This is a genomic window from Streptomyces sp. RGM 3693, assembly GCF_050471125.1.
GTDB lineage: Bacteria > Actinomycetota > Actinomycetes > Streptomycetales > Streptomycetaceae > Streptomyces.
This window is the reverse complement of record NZ_JBMPPQ010000003.1, coordinates 1,291,301-1,308,333: the sequence shown is the minus strand read 5'-3', so window position 1 is coordinate 1,308,333 and position 17,033 is coordinate 1,291,301. Positions and strand designations below refer to the sequence as shown.

Sequence of the window (17,033 nt, the reverse complement as noted above, 5' to 3'; positions counted from 1 at the left end):
CGGCGGGCGGTGGGTGCGCTCGTGCCGGGACGGTCACGCGCCGGTCGGCACACCGGCGTTGAGGAGGACCTCCCGCGAGGGCAGGGCGATGCTCTGGGCGGCGGTCAGGCCGGAGGCCGCCAGGTGGGCGTCCACGATCCGCAGCCCGGCCGCGTACCCGGCGAAGTCCGGCAACCCCACGGGCTCGTGCCCCATGAGCCGTGCCGTGGCGTCGCCGTACACGTACGGCGGCAGGTTCTGCATGCCGGCAAGGTCGATCGCGGCGGTGACCTTCTCGTACGCACGGTCCAGTTCGGCGCCGGTCAGTGCCGTCGCCCACGGGCCCATGGCCTGCTCGCCGGCCATCTCCCGGACGAACGCCTCGGCCAGCCCCTCCGCGACGACCTGTTCCCCGACCGTGACGGTCATCGGGTTCCAGACCACGTTCGCGTAGCGCACGTTGTGGTGGAGCTCGTGCGCGGCGGCATGGCCGATCTTCGCCAGGCTCGTCTCGGTGGGCCACATCAGCAGGTGGATCGCGCCGGGGAACCCGCCCAGCCCGAGATAGCCGCCACTGCGGACCGTCAGATGGTGGTCGTCGGGATCGCCGAGCACCACGACCACGTGCAGGGTCTCGGCGTGCCTGATCCCGGGCACCGCGCCGCCGATCCGCTCCCAGGCGGCCGTGAGCGAGTCCTCGATCCGGTTCCACACCCGCGCGTCCTGCATCTGGTGCAGGGCGGCCACGTACCGCGGGTCCTCGCGATCGAGGCGGAATCCACTGCCCCGTTGGTGCATCTGGACCTGATCCACGTCACCCATCACCGCCATCGGGCCGCGGAGCGGGCTGAGCATCTCTCGTAGGGCGTCGGGCCGCTCCTGCTGCGGGCGCTGGAGGAGGTCGAGCATCGCGGACGCCGTGTCGTGAACAATGATCTTCATGTCTCGGGACCGTAGGGCCTCCGGTAACCGGAGGGTCAAGCCACGTCGACGAAGCCGGCCCCCGCCGCCGACCTAACCACCCACCCACCGGTCCGATCCTGCGCCGCCATGCGTCCTGCGCCCGGGCCGCCCCGCCCCGCGCCGGCCGGTTCGTGAGCCGTCGCACACGATCTCCGGTTACCTTCCCCCGCCCCTGACCGTCCTACAGGGGGATCACCGACCATCGACCACCGGACGCACCGAGCCCCCAAAGATCAGCGCATCGGAGGCTGAAGTCCGTCCGCAGGAAAGGAAGTTGCTCATGGACGTCTACGAAGCGGTCGCCAGTCGGCGGGCGGTGCGTGGCTTCACCGGTGCGGAGGTGCCCCGGCAGGTGCTGCGACGGGTGCTGTCCGCCGCCACCCGTGCACCGTCCGGCGCCAACCTCCAGCCGTGGCACAACTACGTACTGACCGGCGCACCGCTCGCCGAACTCAAGCAGCGCACCGCCGGGCGACTGGCCGCGGGCGACGCCGGTGACGAGCGGGAGTACGAGATGTATCCGGCCGAGTTGGCGTCGCCGTACCGAGAGCGCCGGTTCGCCGCAGCCGAGCAGCGGTACGCCGCGCTCGGCATCGCACGGGACGACACCGCGGCACGCCAGCGGGCCGTCGCGGCGAACTGGGAGTGCTTCGGTGCCCCCGCCGCGCTCTTCTGCTACATCGACCGCGGGTGGGCGCCGACCCAATGGGCTGACCTCGGCATGTATCTGCAGACCGTCATGCTGTTGCTCCGCGCCGAGGGGCTGCACAGCTGCCCGCAGGTGGCGTGGTCGGCGTACCACCGGACCGTCGCGGAGATCGTCACCCCGCCGGAGGAGCTCATCCTGTTCTGCGGCATGTCGATCGGCTACGAGGACACCACCGTCAGGCACGCCCGAACCGACCGGGCCCCACTCCCCGAGACGGTCACGTTCCTCGGCGCGGACGGGGACGGATTGCGGGAGGGCCCGGGCGATCAGGACAACTCCGGCGCCCCGTAAGGGGCGTTCGGTCACGGCCGGGACCGTGCCGAGCGCTGCCCCCGAACGTCGGTGAGCGGCTCGCGGCGTGCCTGATCAGTGGGCGAAGACCGTGCTGGCCAGGACGACGTGGACGGTCGTGCCGCCGAGGATGCTCAGCAGGGCGTTGCGGCGCCACAGGTGCAGACCGATCGTGACGGCCAGGGCCACCAGGGGAGCGAGCGCCCGCGGTTCGGTCACCGGCAGGTCGCGCAGGCAGTAGACGAGCAGGATGACCATGACGCCGGCGGGCATGCGGCGGCTGAGGTACTGGACGGTCCTGCTCGCGCGCAGCGGGGCGAGGGCGGCGAACGGGAGGGCGCGCAGGGCCCAGGTGACGGCGGCGGAGACGGCGACCGCGGCGATGAGGTAGGGGGTGTCAGGCACGGGCGGCCCTCCTGCCGGCGACGAAGTGGCGGGCCAGGAGCCCGGCGGTGAACAGGGCGAAGGCGGCCGGGAGCAACTGCTCGGGGAAGGCGAAACGGGCGACCAGGGCGCTGATGAGGGCGAGGACGGGGGTGGGCAGGTCACCGCGACGGTCCCGGATGGCGTCGATGGCCAGCACGGTGAACAGGGCGGTCAGTGCGAAGTCCAGCCCGGTGACGCCGTCGGGGATCAGCGAGCCGAGCAGCGCTCCGGCGGTGGCGCTGCCGGCCCAGTACAGGTGCATGAACAACTGGAGCCACAGAATGCGGCGGCCGGGCCAGGACCGAGCCTGTTCGCCGGTGGACAGGGCGTACGCCTCGTCGGTGAGCGCGAAGGTGCTGTAGGTCTTGGCGAGCCGGCCCTCAACGCGGTGCAGGGGGAACGAGAGCGCGTAGAAGACGTGCCGGATGTTGACCAGGAAGGCGGTCAGGGCGACCGTTGCCAGCGGCGCGACGGCGGTGACCAGGCCGATGAGCAGGAACTCGAACGATCCGGCGTAGATGAGGGTGGTGAAGAGGCTCGCCCACCACCAGGCGAGACCGGAGTGGGTGACGAGCACGCCGAAGGCCAGGCCGAGCGGGACGAGGCCGAGGCCCACGGAGGTGGAGTCCTTGAAGGCGGCCCGGGCCTGGGGCGGCAGCCGGGGTGAGGGTGCGGGAGGCGCGGACCGAGCGGGAGCGTCGACGGTGGCCGAAGGTATTGCCATGCCGAAATTTTACGACCAAATGGATCTTATATGGTTGCTGATTATGCCCGTAGAATCGCCTTGTGAGCAATAAAATTGACATTGATGCCATCGATCGAGAAATTTTGTTTCATCTTCGACAGGACGGGCGGCTGACCAACGTCGAGCTGGCCAAGCGCGTCGGGCTGACGCCGCCGCCGTGCCTGCGCCGGGTCAAGCGCCTGGAGGAGGTCGGGGTCATCGCCGGCTACCGGGCCGTCATCGACCCTGCGGCGGTCGGTCGGGGCCTGGAGGTCCTGGTCGACGTCGAGGTGTACGCCACCGATCGCGAGACCGTCGAGGAGTTCGAGAACACCGTGGCGTCCTATGAGGAAGTCATCGAACTACGCCGGTTCTTCGGTCGTCCGGACTACTTCCTCCGCGTCGCGGTCGCCGACCACGCGGCCTACGAAGCGTTCCTGACCGGCAAGCTCACGGGCCTGCGCGGCGTCCTCCGGGTGGAATCCCACCTGACCATGAAGAAGATCAAGACCGACCTTTGAACGGCCGCTCGACGCCGCACTTCGGCCGCCGGCCGAGTCCGTGGGGCTGCCCGTCGTGCCCGCTGCGTCCGTCGCGTCCGTCGCGTCCGTCCGGCGTCAGAGGAACCGTTGGGCCAACGGAAGCACCACCATCAACACCAGGCAGGCGGCCGCCGCGGCCGCCGCCCCCGCGGACAGTCTGCTGAGTAGCCACAGCAGTGCACCCCAGGGTTGCGGATTCGCGCCGAGCCGTGCGCCCTCCCCGAAGGAGACCCGCAGGGGCATCAGGCACAGGAAGAGCAACAGCGCCGCCGCGCCGCTCACGATCGCGAAGACGATGCCGAGGATCATCGCGGCGCGCGACGAAAGGGGTTGGGTGTATCCGCCGTCGGACCGGCGCTGCAGCCTTATGGGGCGGTCGTCGATGCGCGCGACCTCGTAGGCGTGTGCCGAGGGGTCGGTGAATGCGCCCTTGAGGGCGACGAACGTGCCGGTGCAATCGCGCCTGCTGTACTTGCCGCCGCCGGTGACGTGGCAGTGGGCCGCGGTGAGCGTGCCCGGCGTCCCAGTCAGGGCCGCGCGATAGGCGAACGGGCCCCAGACCAACGACACCAGCCAGACGGCCAGGGCGAGCACGCCCGCGGCGAGGAGCAGGCCGAAGGCGGTCAACGACGGACTGGGCGACAGGTCGGGCTTTTCTTTCACCCCTGCGTTATATCCGCCGTCCGCCAAGTGCCCCGACGGTCGCCTCGCGGATCCCTACGCGACCTTGACGTGCGCACGTCCGCGATGCGGTGCGGGGGCGGGCCGGCGTTCGGGCACCGGCTCCGGCCTCGACCACCGCGCGCCGACAGGGAGAGCCGCCAACTGCGATGTTCCGCCCTGCCTGTTCGGGCGCTCGCCCGCCGTATCGACAGGTCCCACCGCCACCCCTGACCGTCAGGGGTTGAACACCGTGTTCCAGGCTGCGGTCAGCACCGTGACGGCTTCGCGGTCCACCAAGTGCGGTGCGCCGAGGGCCATGGCGGCATCGAGCAGCGCGCCCAGGGCCGTCTCCCAGGGGTCTGCCAGGACTTGATCGCCGTCCTCATCGAGGGTGAGGGACCCCGGGCTGCCTCGGTCCTGGGCACTTGCGCTCACCGTCTTCCAGATCAGGGAGAAACCGTGCCCGATCGGTGATCTCGAAGGGCCGGCCCCGGGGATCGACAGGGTCCAGGCGTGATCGAGGTTTCGGTACGGCGCGGCTGCTGGCTGTTCGGCGAGCCACCGGTGCCATGCCTTGCCGTACTCCCGCTCGGCTGCCGGGTGGCGAGCGGACGCGAGGGCCCGTGCACCTGCCTCGTCCAGGGCGCTTCCGGCCTCGATGACGCGGCGGACAGCGTCGCCGTGGGGGCCGAAGAGCACCGAGGGGGAAAGCTCCTCCAGCAGGTCGATGGCGAGGGCGCGCGTGTAGCCGGCGTGCGAGGCCAGGCCCTCGGCGGCTCGTGCCATCGCGGCACGCTCCTCGTCTGTCGTGGGAGGCACCACCCGCACCCGGAATAGCCGCCCCGGCCAACTCGTGACAGACACGCGTTCCCATGCGTGGTGGACCACGATCCACGGCGGAGTGAGCACGGGCAGCGTCACCCGCGTGCCAGCCGTCGCTGTCTTCAGGCAGCCAGGGGACGCGTCACTGACGAAGACGAAACCCCCCGTCGCGCGCGGATCGGCAAGGTCCTGCACTGCCCCCCCCGGGTTCCTGCTCGCCCAACCTTCGATGGCGAACGTACGGGCCATCAGCCTCTGATGACAACGAGCGGACTTCGATGGCCCGGGCATGGCTCGGGCCACCAGTCGCACGACGCCATGTTCACTCTTGTGAGTGCTGCACCGTAATTCGAACATGTGATGCAATTTGGTTCATGACGCACTACACCTTTCCTCCCGACCTCGTACAGGCCCAATCCGCCTGGTACGCCGCCTATCGACAGCTCGCCGCGGAGAAGAGCCCCGCGCAGACGACCGTGCTGCGCCGCCGACTTCAGCGGCTCTCCGTGCAGATCGCCACGCACCCTTACTGGGCCGACATCCCTGGCCATGCTCCGGCCGCCCGGATGGCGCTCAAGGAAATGACCTGGGAGGGGCACCAGTCATGAGGCGCCGGCAGATGCGGCCCCGGGCGGCCGCCGACCGAGTCCGGCCCTCCCCTCAGGGTGAGGGGGCAGCCCTGGAGCGGTGGATGGTTCGGGACGGACGTCGTGAACGGGGGCAGGCGGAGAACAGAGGCAGAGAGGGGCCGGGGGCGGAGGCGTCGACGGGGCCGGGGAGAGGCCGTGGCAGAGGGGTCAGCGGAAGGCGGGGGAGTGGTGCCGGGCCCAGTCGGCGAAGGTGCGGGGTGGGCGGCCGAGGACGTGTTCCACGTCGGGGCTGAGGCGTTGCTCGGCGGGGGAAGGGGCGCCGAGGATGGCCAGCGTGGTCTCGACCACGGGCCCAGGCATGAAGTGCAGCATCTGCGCGCGGGCCGCGTCCCGGGTCTGCTCGACGAAGTGGACCGGTTCGCCCAGTGCGTCACCGAGCGCCCGGGCGCGCTGCCGGGGCGTGGTGAGCGCCGGCCCGGTCAACTCGTAGATCCGGCCCGCGTGTTCGTCTCTCCGTAGCGCTACCGCCGCGACCCCGGCGATGTCGCCCGGGTCGACGGTGGGCAGCCCGATGTCGCCGAACGGCGCGTGGACGGTCCGTTGGCTGCGGACCGACTCGGCCCAGGCGAACGCGTTGGAATGGAAGGCGGCGGGCCGCAGGATCGTCCACGCGAGCCCCGACTGTCGTAGGGCGTCCTCGGCGGCGCGTGCCGTGCCTCCGTGGGAGACCGACTCGGGCCGGGTCGCGACACCTTGGGAGGACAGCAGGACGACCCGAACGACACCGGCGGCCTTGGCGACGTCCAGGATGTCCCGCGGACTCAGCAGGTGTGCCTGGGCGCCGCCGCTGTGCAGGAAGAGCGCGTCGGCGCCGTCGAAGGCGGGCCGCAGGCTCGCGGTGTCGGTGAGGTCGGCGTGCTGCGATAGGGCGCCCTGCGGCACGTCCGCATCCGAGATTCCCCGGGATGTGGCGGTCACCTGCTCGCCGGCGGCCACGAGCGTCCGCACGAGCGAACGGCCGACGTTGCCGGTCGCCCCCGTCACTACGATCATGAACAACTCCCTTGTCAGGGTGGAGGGTTGGTGGTGCCCATGTGGGCGTGACCGCCTCGGAGGATGTGAACTCCGGGCGACAGAGGGACGCTAACATCGGCCGTATAGTAGGTACCTACAGGAAAGTGACTATCCCGAAGGGGAGTTGATGGGGAGCGTCATGGCACGGCAGGTGTCCGCGGCCACCGATCCGGAGCTCGCCTGCCCGATCGGTCCGGTGGTGGACATCGTGTTCAGCCGGTGGACCACGCCGATCCTGTGGTCCCTTCATACGTACAGCCGCCAGCGTTTCGTCGAGGTGCAACGGCGGATCGCCAAGATCACCCCGAAGGTGCTGACCCAGCGGCTACGGCAGTTGGAACGCGACGGTCTGATCGTGCGCACCTACCACCCGGAGGTGCCCCCGCGCGTCGAGTACGAGATCAGCGAACTCGGCCGCAGCCTCGCCCCGCTCTTCGCCCACCTCACCGAATGGGCCGCCAGCAACCTGGACAAGGTCGAACGGGCCCGGCAGGACTACGACGCGGACCCAGATCGATAACTGCCCGTGCTGGCAGCCGCGCCCGAAGGCCCGTCGGCGCACGCATGACGTCGCATGCGGCCCCTGCCGACGGACCGTTCCGAGGAACGGGCACGCGTACCGGCACGGGAACAGGCACGGGAACGGGAAGAGGTGCGGGCGTGGGCACGGACATCGCGGTGTCCGTGCCCACGCCCGTGTCCACGCCCGTGCCTGTGCGCGTGCGGTGGGTCGCTGCGGCTCAGCGGCCCAGTCGGCTGCGGAGCAGGGTGAACATGGCGTTGAGTTCGGGGATTTTGAGGAGGCGGGCGAGGGCCAGGAAGAGGCCGAGGAGGACGACCGTGCCGGCGAGGAGGGCGGTCAGGGAGCTCAGGGCGGTGGTGCCCAGGGCGTGGAGCAGGGCGGTGGAGGCGGCTCCGGCGGCGAGTGCGGCCGGTGCGGCGGCGGCGCACAGGCGGGTGTAGGTGCGCAGGATGCGGGCGCCGTCCAGGTCGCCGCCGAGTCGTGTGCGCAGACGGCGCCAGGCGACGGCGATGCCGACGGCGAAGGCCAGGCCGTAGGAGGCGGCCATGCCGGTGACGGCCCAGCGCGCGGGGAGCAGGGCGAAGCACAGTCCGGAGGCGGCGGCGTTGACGAGGGCGACGACCAGGGTGTTGTAGAAGGGCGTGCGGGTGTCCTCGTAGGCGTAGAAGCCGCGCAGGACGACGTACTGGGCGGAGTAGGGGATGAGGCCCAGGCCGAAGGCCATCAGGACGTGGCCGATGCCCTGGGCGCCCTCGGTGCCGGAGCTGGCGTAGAGCAGCGTGGCCATCGGCGTGCCCAGGGCGAGGAAGGCGAAGGCGCAGGGCACGACGGCGACGGCGGAGGTGCGCAGACCGTAGGAGATGTCGTCGCGGACGGCGGTGGCGTCGCCAGCGTGGGCCGCGCGGGAGATGCGGGGCAGGACGGCGGTCATGACCGACACGGTGATGATCGCCTGGGGCATCTGCCATATCTGGTACGCGAAGTTGTACGCGGTGATGCCGGCGCCGGTGTGGCCGGCACGTTCGGCGGCGGCGCCCGCCTTGGTGGCGAGTTGGGTGACGACGGTCAAGCCGATCTGGTTCGCGAGCACGAACAGCAGCGTCCACTTGGCCAGGCCGACGGCCTTGCCCAGGCCGTGTCCGCGGAAGTCGAAGCGGGGGCGGAGTCGGACGCCGGCGTCCCGCAGGTACGGCAGCATGGCCAGTGCCTGGACGGCCAGTCCGAGCAGGGTGCCCAGGCCGATGAGCCGGACCCCCTCGGGGGTGATGGTCGCCGGGCCGACGCCGGAGGCGGTGAACCCGCCGAACGCCCAGATGAACGCGCCGAAGCCGGCGATGGTGACGACGTTGTTGAGGACCGGGGTCCACATCATCGCGCCGAAGCGGTCACGGGCGTTGAGGATCTGTCCGAGCACGACGTGGATCCCCATGAAGAACATGGTGGGCAGGCAGTAGCGGGCGAACGCCACGGTGAGCGCCATGCGTTGGGGGTCGGCGGCGATGTCCGGCGACATCATGCGGACCAGCAGCGGCGCGGCCAGCACACAGAGCGTGGTGGCGCCGGCGAGGACCACGACGACGAGGGTGAGCAGCCGGTTGGCGTACGCTTCGCCGCCGTCCTTGTCCTTCTTCACGGCGCGGACGAGCTGGGGCACGAACACCGCGTTCAGTGCCCCGCCGCCGACCAACGTGTAGATCATCGTGGGCAGGACGTTGGCGACTTGGTAGGAGTCGTTGAGGGTGCCGACGCCGATCGCGGCCGCCATGACGAGCGTGCGCAGGAACCCGGTGATCCGGGACACGATGGTGCCCGCCGCCATCAGGGCGCTGGACTTGGCCAGGCGGGCGGTGCCGCCCTTCGGCTCGGGCTCGGGTTCGGGCTCGGGTTCGGACGTGGTGGGAGCCGTGCGGGGAGGGGCGGGGGCGTGTTGGACGGGCGTGCGGAGCGGCAGGGTGTCGTCCGGCAGCTGGCCGTGGAGTCCTCCTCGTCCGTTGGACTCTTCGTGTGGCGCAGCCATGCCTGTTCCTCCTCGTCAGGACGGGCCCCCGCGGCCCGTCGTGGCTCGACAGGACACCTTCGCACCCCGCCGCGACCAGGTGTGCACGGGCTGCCGTGGACCGGGACTTTTCCGTCATGTTCTTCGTGATCCGGCGTTGCGATCCGCCGTCGTGATCCGGCGTCATGATCCTCGGTCGGGATCGGTCGGAGGCCATCGCGGGGAGGCGTGCCGCGGTGTCCTTATGATCACGGACGAACTCCGGTCCTCCGGGCGGGAGTCGCGTATCCGTGGTCCAAGGCAAGACGTTCACCAACCGGTGGGAGATGCAGGTGCAAGGCCGGCCGGACGCTCCGGATGAGGTCCCTTTCCCATGATGGAAAGGGACCTCGTTGCGTAGCGGGTCAGGCGCCGACGGTTCCGTCGACGCCCTCGCGGAGGAAGTCGGCGTGGCCGTTGTGACGGGCGTACTCGTGGATCATGTGCAGCATGATCAGGCGCAGTGAGACGTCCTCGCCCCACCGGGGTTGGTAGGCGGTGAGGTCGAGCGAATCGGCCGCCCGCTCGATGCGCCGGGAGTGGGCCACCTCCTCCTGCCAGGCGGCGAAGGCCGAGGCGCCGGTGGTGTCGGCGTCGTCGAACGCGGCCTTGTAGTTGCCCTCGTCGGACCAGACCAGGGGGATGTCCTCACCGTTGACCACCCGGCGGAACCAGGTGCGTTCCACCTCGGCCATGTGCCTGACCAGGCCGAGCAGGGAGAGCGTGGACGGCGGCATGGAGCGCTGCCGCAGTTGCTCGTCGGTCAGCCCCTCGGCCTTCATGGCGAGCGTGGCGCGGTGGAAGTCGAGGTAGGCGCGTAGCGTCTCCCGCTCACCGGCACGTCGGGGCGGATCGAGGCGTTCGATTGTCATGTACGGAGAGGGTAGTGGGGGAACGGAGCGGGGAGCGGTCGACGCCCGCGCGGTATGCCGCGGCCCGGGGGCCGTTGCACCCGGGCCTTACCGGCGTGTGACGGCGGAGCCCCGCCGCTAAGGCAGATACCGCTCGATGGCGGCCCGCCCCTTCTCCTCGATCAGGCGCTGGGCCCAGGCCAAGCTCTGCGGAGTGGGTTCCCGCCCGGACGCCCTGACCAGGTCCTCCGCGTCGAAGGGCCGCTCGCTACCGGTGTACAGCTCCGCCGGCCGCCGCTCGGACGGGGTCTTACTGCCATTGGTCGTCACAGGTCCTCCTCTGTCCGCGCCCGCCGAGTGCCGGGACCTCGCTGGTTCCATCATGGGACCGGCGCCGGCGACCCGCACGGCGTACCCCGGCCCATCTGCTCAGCCCACCGGCCGCGGAGCCCCCGGATAGTGCGACGGGAACGCCTGTTCCGTCCAGATCGTCTTGCCGAACGGCGTGTACCGCGTCCCCCAGCGCTGCACCAGCTGCGCGACGATGAACAGCCCCCGGCCGCCCTCGTCGTCGCTCGCGCTGTACCGCAGGTGCGGCGAGGTGTGGCCGGTGTCGGAGACCTCCGTGACCAGGGCCAGATCCCGCAGCAGGCGCAGGTGCACCGGCCCCGAGGCGTGTCGCACGGCGTTGGTGACCAGCTCGCTCACCGCCAGCTCGGTCGCGTACGACAGCTCCGCGAGGCCCCACTCCGCCAGCTGCCGGGTGGCCAGCGCACGGGCGGCGGCCACCGCGGCCGGCTCCGCGGGCAGCTCCCAGGCGGCGACCTGCCGGGCGTCCAGCTCCCGGGTCCGCACCAGCAGCAGCGCCGCGTCGTCCGGCGCCGCCCCGCCCGGCAACAGCGCCGCCAGCGCCCGGTCGCACAGCTCCTCCAGCGGACGCCGGTTCTCCCGCAGGACGTCGCCCAGGATCGCCAGTCCGGCGTCGACGTCCCGGTTCCCGCCCCGGAGCAGACCGTCGGTGAACAGGGCCAACAGGCTGCCCGCCGGCAGCTCGGTCTCCCACGACTCGAACGGCAGGCCGCCCAGCCCCAGCGGCGGACCGGCCGGCAGGTCCGGGAACGACACCTCGCCCCCGGGGTCCACGATCGCCGGCGGCGGGTGCCCGGCCCGGGCCATCGTGCAGTGCCGCGACACCGGGTCGTAGACCGCGTACAGACAGGTCACCCCGGTGGCCACGTCGTCCGGGGCGGGTTCCGCGACGGTGCCCGCCGCGCGCTCCTCCGGGGTCTGTCCCACCTGGTCGTCGAGCCGGCTCAGAAGTTCGTCGGGCGCCAGGTCCATGCGGGCCAGCGCCCGGACGGTCGTGCGCAGTCGGCCCATGGTGGCCGCGGCCTGGAGACCGTGTCCGACGACGTCCCCCACCACCAGGCCGACCCGGGTGCCGGACAGCCCGACGACATCGAACCAGTCGCCGCCCACCCCGGCCCGGTCGTCGCTGGGCAGGTACCGGTAGGCCATGTCCACCGCGGACTGCGGCGGCAGGCGCTGGGGCAGCAGGTTGCGTTGGAGGGTGAGGGCCGCGGCGTGCTCGCGGGCGAAGCGGCGGGCGTTGTCCATCGAGACCGCGGCCCGGATGACCAGTTCGTCGGCCAGCTCGATCTCGCCGCTGTCGAAGACCGCCGGGTCGTCCCCGCGGTCGAACGTCACCAGCCCCATCGGGGTGCCACCGGCCCGCAGCGGCACCACGATCGTCCGCTCCGTGCGGATCATCCCGCCCGACGACAGGCTCCGGTACGGGAGCGTGCCCCGCCGGTACGCGACCGGGTACGGCGGGTCCGGCGGCCGGTCCGGCGGGTCGTCCCAGGAGCGCGAGGCCACCCGGATCAGGTCCGGCCCGCCGCCCTCGCCCGGATCCGGATCACCGCCCTCCAGCACCGACCGCAGCAGATCGACGGTGACCGTGGCCGCGAAGAGCGGTACCGCGACCTCGGTCACCTCCCGTGCGGTGCCGACCATGTCCAGCGTGGTGCCGATCCGGCGGCCGGCCTCCACCAGGAGGTTCAGCCGGCGCTGCGCCTGGTAGCGGTCGGTGATGTCGAAGGAGTCCTCGCACACCCCCAGCACCCGCCCGTCCGGGTCCTGCAACCGGTAGTACGAGCAGGACCAGACGTGCTCGGTCCCCGGGTCGGTGGGCTGTTCGCCGACGAAGTGCAGGTCGAGGAACGGCTCACCGGTCGCCAGCACGTGGTGCATCACCGTGTCCAGGCTGTGCGGGTACCCCTCCGTCACGAACTCGCCCGGATACAGCTCGTCCGCCAGCTTGCCGCTCAACTCCCGCAGCGGCAGCCCGACCTCCCGCCCGTACGAGGTGTTGAACCACGTCAGCCGCAGATCGTTGTCGTAGATGGCCAGGCCCACCGGCGATTGGGTCGCCAGGCCGTGCAGCATTGCCTGCCGGGCCTCCCATTGGCGCAGGTCGCCGAGTGACGTCGCCACCAGCACCCGGGCCGGTCCGGGCCCGGCGTCGGGGAGGGCGTCGGCCAGTGGGCACATCGTGATCGCCACCGACAGTTGGTGGCCGTCGGCGTGCCGGGCGGTGCGGGTCTCGATGCGGGTCGGTTCCCCGGCCGACGGTGCCGCGCCGTCCGGAGCCCGCTCCAGCAGGAACGTGCCGGCCGGCCGACCGATGATCTCCTCCGGTGCGTACCCCAGCAGCTTGCGGGCCGCCGCGCTCCACCCGATGACCCGTCCCCGGGCGTCCAGAACCGCTGTGGCCGCCCTGGTGACGTCGAGGGGACCACGGAAGTCGGCGCTCGTCGCCGCGCTCCATGCGTTCATGGCATCAATCCAGCCCGGTTCAGTACCTCCAGCATCGAGCCCGGTCCCCACCCGCACAACCGGCCCTGCCCCGAGCGGGCGACCGCCGGGGCGGGCCTCCCTTGGTGCGGGGCCGGGCGGTCGCTGGCACAGTGGGAGGGGCGCCGGGGCCCGGCCGCGCTCCGCGCCGACCCGCGCGGGCTGATCCACGCTCACCCGTCGGACCGGCCCCGGGCCCGGTCGCAACAGGAGGCCGATGACCATGCCGTGCCCACGCCCGACCGCACCGGTCCGCGGTGCGCCCTGCTGGGTGAGCCTGATGACCAGCGACCTGCGGTCCGCGCAGCGCTTCTACGGGGCCGTGCTGGGCTGGCACTTCCGGCCGGCCAGTTTGGGCGAGGAGTTCTCGGTGGCCCTGCACGACGGGGAGCCGGTCGCCGGGGTGGGGGCGCTGGTGCCCAGTTTCCAGGTGCCGGTGGCCTGGACCGCGTACTTCGCGGTGCCGGACGCCGATGACATCGCCGCCCGGATCCGCGAGCGGGGCGCCACGGTGGCCGTCGGACCGCTCAAGCTCGGCCCCGGGCGGGCCGCCCTCGCCGCCGACCGGGACGGCGCCACCTTCGGCTTCTGGGAGGGGCAGACGCTGGCCTGGTCGGTGGGGACCGGCCACGCCCCGGCGATCCTGGAACTGCGGACCAGGGACGCGTTCGCCGCGGCCATCTTCTACGCCGAGGTCTTCGACTGGGCGTCGGAGGAACCGGGCGGCTGCCAGGTGACGTACGAGCACGACCAGGTGATCGTGCACGACGGCACGCACGTGGTGGCGGCGCTGCGCGGCGGCGCGGTGGAGGCAGCCCCGGACCCGCGGGTGCGGCCGCAGTGGCATGTGCACTTCCGGGTGCCGGACGTTGACGCGGCCATCGAGGCCGCGGTGGCCGCCGGTGGGACCGCGACCCCCGTGACGTCGACCCGGGACGGTAACCGGAGCCGGGCGATGGTGCGCGACCCGGACGGTGGGTTGTTCACCGTGACGGGTCCCGGAACGCCGTCCTGACGCCCGCCCGGCGCCGGTCACCCGCCCTTCCCCAGTCATCGGTCGTCCGTGCCTGTCCAGACATCAGTTATCCATACCTTTCCAGTCATCGGTCGTCCGGGCTTCGCCGGGCGTCCGCCGTTCTTCCGTCACCCGCCCTGCTCCGGTTGCAGGGGCGGGCACCACGTGGACTGGGTGCGGCCGCCGATCCGGCCGCAGTAGCCGGCCTGGGTGGGCTTGCCGACGCCGTCGATGTGCTGCACCGACAGCAGCTTGTCCAGCGGGACCTGACGGTCCACCTCACCACCGAAGCTGATGATCCCGCTCTCCCCGTCGAGCGCCCCGTCCCCGTGCACCCCGCTGATCGCGTGCCAGACGGCGGGCGGGCTCAGCGGCATGCCCGCGGCGTCCTCGCGCAACTGCTTGACCGCGTTGACGTACAGCTTCACCGCGTCGAAGCCGAGTGCGGCGTGGCCGTCGAGGGAGGAGTTGGGGACCTTGACGCACTCCTCGGGGAAGAGTCGGGACATCTCCGAGTACAGCTCGCTGGAGTCCTCGCAGTGCGCCGAACCGAGGGTGAAGTCCAGGAAGTCGTAGGGGATTCCGGGGTACTGCGCGCGGCGGACCGGGTCGGCGGCCAGGCGGGCCACGTCGTCGCCGCCGATGACGGTCGGCGGGGCCGAGTTGCAGGACTCGTTGATCCCGCCGAGGAAGGTCTCGAAGTCCTCCGCGCGGCCGGCGTAGAACACCAGCCCCGGGTAGGAGCAGCTGCGCTGGCCGACCGAGCCGGCGCCCGGCGCGTCCGAGGACGGCTCGTCGCCCGGGGGCGGCGGCGGGCTGAAGGCGGTCCGCTCGACCGCGAAGCCGCGGGCCCGGAACTGCTTGGCGACGTCGTCGCTGAGCGTCTTGCTGTAGGTGTCGGTGGGGTCGGCGGAGCTGATCACCCGGACCCGCCGGGTGGGTTGGGTCCGACCGTTGACGAGGTGGTCGGCGTAGGCGCCGGCGATCTCGGCCTCCCGGCTGTTCTGCGGCGACACCTGGAAGTACATCGGCGACTGTCGTACCAGGGAGTCAGCGGAGAGGGTGGTGGCGACCATGGGCAGCCCCGCCTCGGTCAGCTTGCGGATCGTCCGGTTGGTGGCCTCGCGGCTCTGGTCGAGGCCGGTGACGCCGACGATGGACGGGTCCTGGACCTTCAACTCCTGGAGTATGGCGACGACGTCGGTGCCGTAGCGCATGCCGGAGCCGGCGTTGGCGGGGAAGATCCGCAGGATCGGTTCGGTGCTGCCGGTGGTGCGCAGCTGTCGGGACTGGGCGCTGGCCGCGCCCTGTAGCGCCTCCCGCCCGTAGGCGAGCTGGGCGGTGGACTTGCCGGTGCTGCTGAGCAGCGCGGAGAGGTGGACGAGGGTGACCAGCGGGCGTTCCGGAGACGCCTGGTGGATCTGGTCGGCGCGGGCGTTCTGGTCGGCGATGGTGCGCAGGGTCTTGTTGAGTTCGTCGTCGGGGGAGTGGAAGGTGAAGCCGTGTCGGGAGACGCCGATGCACTCGCCGGTCTCCACGGTGCGCAGGGTGTCGGCGTCGTCCTGGAAGCGGCCGAGTCCGCAGTGTGCCTTGCGGTAGGCGCCCTCCTGGCCCCAGAGCAGCCCGCCCGCGCCCAGCAGGGTCGCGGTCACCGCGCAGGCGACCGCGACGGAGACCACGCGCCGTGCCCACAGCGGCGGCTCGGGAAGGCGTAACCGGGCGTCCTGCGCCACTTCTTGACGACGCGTCAGTTCGTACTGGGCCTTGGCCGCAGGGTCGTCGGAGGGCGGCATCAGTGCGGGTACGGTGACCGGCAGGTACCAGGGGGCCCGGTTGCGGGCCCGGCCGGTGTGCAGGAAGGTGTCCCGCCAGCCGCCGTAGAGCCGGTCGGAGAGCTCCCACAGTGAGCTGTGCCCCCAGTCGGTGCGGATCTCGGTGCCCTCCGCGGGCGGCTGCGCGCCGCAGCTGATGACCAGCAGCGGATCGAAGGCGCCGGTCTCGTTGCGGACGTCGATGACGGTGCGCAGCAGCGGATAGCCGCAGTTGTCGGCGTCCGCGCCGGCCAGCAGGGCGACGCAGTACGCGGTCCGGCGGGCCGAGCGCGGACGCCACGGGCGGCGGCGGAACGCGATCCGCAGGTCCTCCAGGAAGGCGTTGACCATCAACTTCCGTAACTGCTCCGGGTCCTCGACCTGGTTGTGCGGGACGGTCAGCCGCTCCGCGAAGCCGATGAACGTGCCCGGGTCGCGCGGGGCGAGGTAGGGCTGGTTGAGCAGCCAGCGGTACTCCCGGCCCAGTCCGCGGCGGACCCGGAACCACGCCAGTGGGAAGAGGTGCACCGCGAACAGCCAGACCCACCAGGGCACATGGCCGTCCACCGCGAGTTCGGTCTCCGGCGCCCGCAGCAGGCCGAACAGTCGGCGGCGCCGGAACTCCCGCTCCCGCAGCCCCTGGAGGAGGCTGTGGTCGGTGCCCTCGACGTCGCCGGCTCCGCCCGGGTCGCCGCCGGCACCGGTCTGCACCAGCCAGTTGACCAGGCCGAACCGGCGGAACCGGACCCGCCCGTCGGCGCCGTTGACGCTGCGGGCGAAGCCCTGTGCCAGCCGCTCCAGCGTCCGCCGGACCGCCTCCACCGACCCGGGGTCGGTGGACGACGGCTCGGCCGTCAGGTCGTGCAGGCAGTGCGGGACCCGCCGGGGGTCGGCGTGGGTGAGGAAGTAGTTGATGCCGCGGGCGAGCTGGGCGTGGTCGTCGCCGGCGACCAGGCAGAGGACCGGGAGGCCCTCGCGGCCCTGCGCCACGCCCCGGTGCCGCACGGGTTCCGGACACTCCCTGCGGCGCGGTCGGCGGACGAGATCGGCGATCAGCCGGAGCAGATGCCCGGCCCCGTGGAAGACGGGTATCTGGGAATCGAGTTCGTTCGGCGCCATGGTGCCCCTGAGGCCGGTTCCGAATAAGGCCGGTATTGTG

16 protein-coding genes are annotated in these 17,033 nt (G+C 71.7%); 5 read left to right on the top strand and 11 right to left on the bottom strand.

The window, feature by feature from the left end; translation table 11 throughout:
* Nucleotides 1-33 precede the first annotated feature (33 nt).
* Nucleotides 34-921 (bottom strand): DUF2268 domain-containing protein, encoded by an 888-nt coding sequence (locus tag ACO0M4_RS34135; RefSeq protein ID WP_430374949.1) that lies wholly within the window; start codon nt 919-921, stop codon nt 34-36.
* Nucleotides 922-1,222: 301 nt separating this feature from the next.
* On the opposite strand from ACO0M4_RS34135, the gene ACO0M4_RS34130 reads away from it, so the two are divergent.
* Nucleotides 1,223-1,942 carry a nitroreductase gene (locus ACO0M4_RS34130; RefSeq protein ID WP_430374948.1) on the top strand — a complete coding sequence of 240 codons (720 nt, stop codon included), beginning with the start codon at nt 1,223-1,225 and terminating at the stop codon, nt 1,940-1,942.
* A gap of 75 nt (nt 1,943-2,017) precedes the next feature.
* Here the strand turns inward: ACO0M4_RS34130 and ACO0M4_RS34125 are convergent, their stop codons facing one another.
* Nucleotides 2,018-2,347, bottom strand: a complete 330-nt coding sequence (locus ACO0M4_RS34125) for a branched-chain amino acid transporter permease (RefSeq protein ID WP_430374947.1) — start codon at nt 2,345-2,347, stop codon at nt 2,018-2,020.
* A complete protein-coding gene (locus tag ACO0M4_RS34120) occupies nt 2,340-3,026 on the bottom strand; it encodes an AzlC family ABC transporter permease (RefSeq protein ID WP_430375357.1) in 687 nt (228 codons plus the stop codon). Before ACO0M4_RS34120 ends, ACO0M4_RS34125 begins: the two co-directional genes overlap by 8 nt.
* Nucleotides 3,027-3,154: 128 nt before the next feature.
* Here ACO0M4_RS34120 and ACO0M4_RS34115 point away from each other — a divergent pair, with 128 nt between their 5' ends.
* The gene (locus tag ACO0M4_RS34115) at nt 3,155-3,613 is read left to right on the top strand and encodes an Lrp/AsnC family transcriptional regulator (RefSeq protein WP_430374946.1); all 459 of its coding nucleotides are present in this window, start codon (nt 3,155-3,157) and stop codon (nt 3,611-3,613) included.
* A 96-nt stretch (nt 3,614-3,709) separates the two neighbouring features.
* Here ACO0M4_RS34115 and ACO0M4_RS34110 read toward each other — a convergent pair whose 3' ends face one another.
* Together ACO0M4_RS34110 and ACO0M4_RS34105 are read right to left on the bottom strand one after the other, a co-directional pair.
* Complete coding sequence (locus ACO0M4_RS34110; protein WP_430374945.1) at nt 3,710-4,297, bottom strand: hypothetical protein; 588 nt, start codon at nt 4,295-4,297, stop codon at nt 3,710-3,712.
* A gap of 234 nt (nt 4,298-4,531) precedes the next feature.
* On the bottom strand, nt 4,532-5,083 hold the full coding sequence (locus ACO0M4_RS34105; protein WP_430374944.1) for a hypothetical protein: 552 nt from the start codon (nt 5,081-5,083) through the stop codon (nt 4,532-4,534).
* A 410-nt stretch (nt 5,084-5,493) separates the two neighbouring features.
* On the opposite strand from ACO0M4_RS34105, the gene ACO0M4_RS34100 reads away from it, so the two are divergent.
* Nucleotides 5,494-5,727: a hypothetical protein gene (locus ACO0M4_RS34100; protein ID WP_390014256.1), complete on the top strand. Its 234-nt coding sequence runs from the start codon at nt 5,494-5,496 to the stop codon at nt 5,725-5,727.
* 189 nt (nt 5,728-5,916) lie between these two features.
* Here ACO0M4_RS34100 and ACO0M4_RS34095 read toward each other — a convergent pair whose 3' ends face one another.
* Nucleotides 5,917-6,762 carry an NAD(P)H-binding protein gene (locus tag ACO0M4_RS34095; protein WP_430374942.1) on the bottom strand — a complete coding sequence of 282 codons (846 nt, stop codon included), beginning with the start codon at nt 6,760-6,762 and terminating at the stop codon, nt 5,917-5,919.
* A 160-nt stretch (nt 6,763-6,922) separates the two neighbouring features.
* Between ACO0M4_RS34095 and ACO0M4_RS34090 the strand changes: the two genes are divergently transcribed.
* Nucleotides 6,923-7,303 (top strand): winged helix-turn-helix transcriptional regulator, encoded by a 381-nt coding sequence (locus ACO0M4_RS34090; protein ID WP_430374941.1) that lies wholly within the window; start codon nt 6,923-6,925, stop codon nt 7,301-7,303.
* A 220-nt stretch (nt 7,304-7,523) separates the two neighbouring features.
* On the opposite strand, the gene murJ is transcribed toward ACO0M4_RS34090, so the two are convergent.
* From murJ to ACO0M4_RS34070, 4 genes are all read right to left on the bottom strand, one after another.
* Entirely contained in the window at nt 7,524-9,323 is a 1,800-nt protein-coding gene (murJ, locus tag ACO0M4_RS34085; RefSeq protein ID WP_430374940.1) for a murein biosynthesis integral membrane protein MurJ, read from the bottom strand.
* 383 nt (nt 9,324-9,706) lie between these two features.
* Nucleotides 9,707-10,213, bottom strand: a complete 507-nt coding sequence (locus ACO0M4_RS34080; protein WP_430374939.1) for a DinB family protein — start codon at nt 10,211-10,213, stop codon at nt 9,707-9,709.
* 117 nt (nt 10,214-10,330) lie between these two features.
* A complete protein-coding gene (locus tag ACO0M4_RS34075) occupies nt 10,331-10,522 on the bottom strand; it encodes a hypothetical protein (protein ID WP_430374938.1) in 192 nt (63 codons plus the stop codon).
* A gap of 99 nt (nt 10,523-10,621) precedes the next feature.
* Nucleotides 10,622-13,030 (bottom strand): SpoIIE family protein phosphatase, encoded by a 2,409-nt coding sequence (locus tag ACO0M4_RS34070; RefSeq protein WP_430374937.1) that lies wholly within the window; start codon nt 13,028-13,030, stop codon nt 10,622-10,624.
* A gap of 241 nt (nt 13,031-13,271) precedes the next feature.
* Here ACO0M4_RS34070 and ACO0M4_RS34065 point away from each other — a divergent pair, with 241 nt between their 5' ends.
* Complete coding sequence (locus tag ACO0M4_RS34065) at nt 13,272-14,063, top strand: VOC family protein (protein WP_430374936.1); 792 nt, start codon at nt 13,272-13,274, stop codon at nt 14,061-14,063.
* A gap of 128 nt (nt 14,064-14,191) precedes the next feature.
* Here ACO0M4_RS34065 and ACO0M4_RS34060 read toward each other — a convergent pair whose 3' ends face one another.
* On the bottom strand, nt 14,192-16,993 hold the full coding sequence (locus ACO0M4_RS34060; RefSeq protein WP_430374934.1) for an ABC transporter substrate-binding protein: 2,802 nt from the start codon (nt 16,991-16,993) through the stop codon (nt 14,192-14,194).
* Between the last annotated feature and the right edge of the window lie 40 nt (nt 16,994-17,033).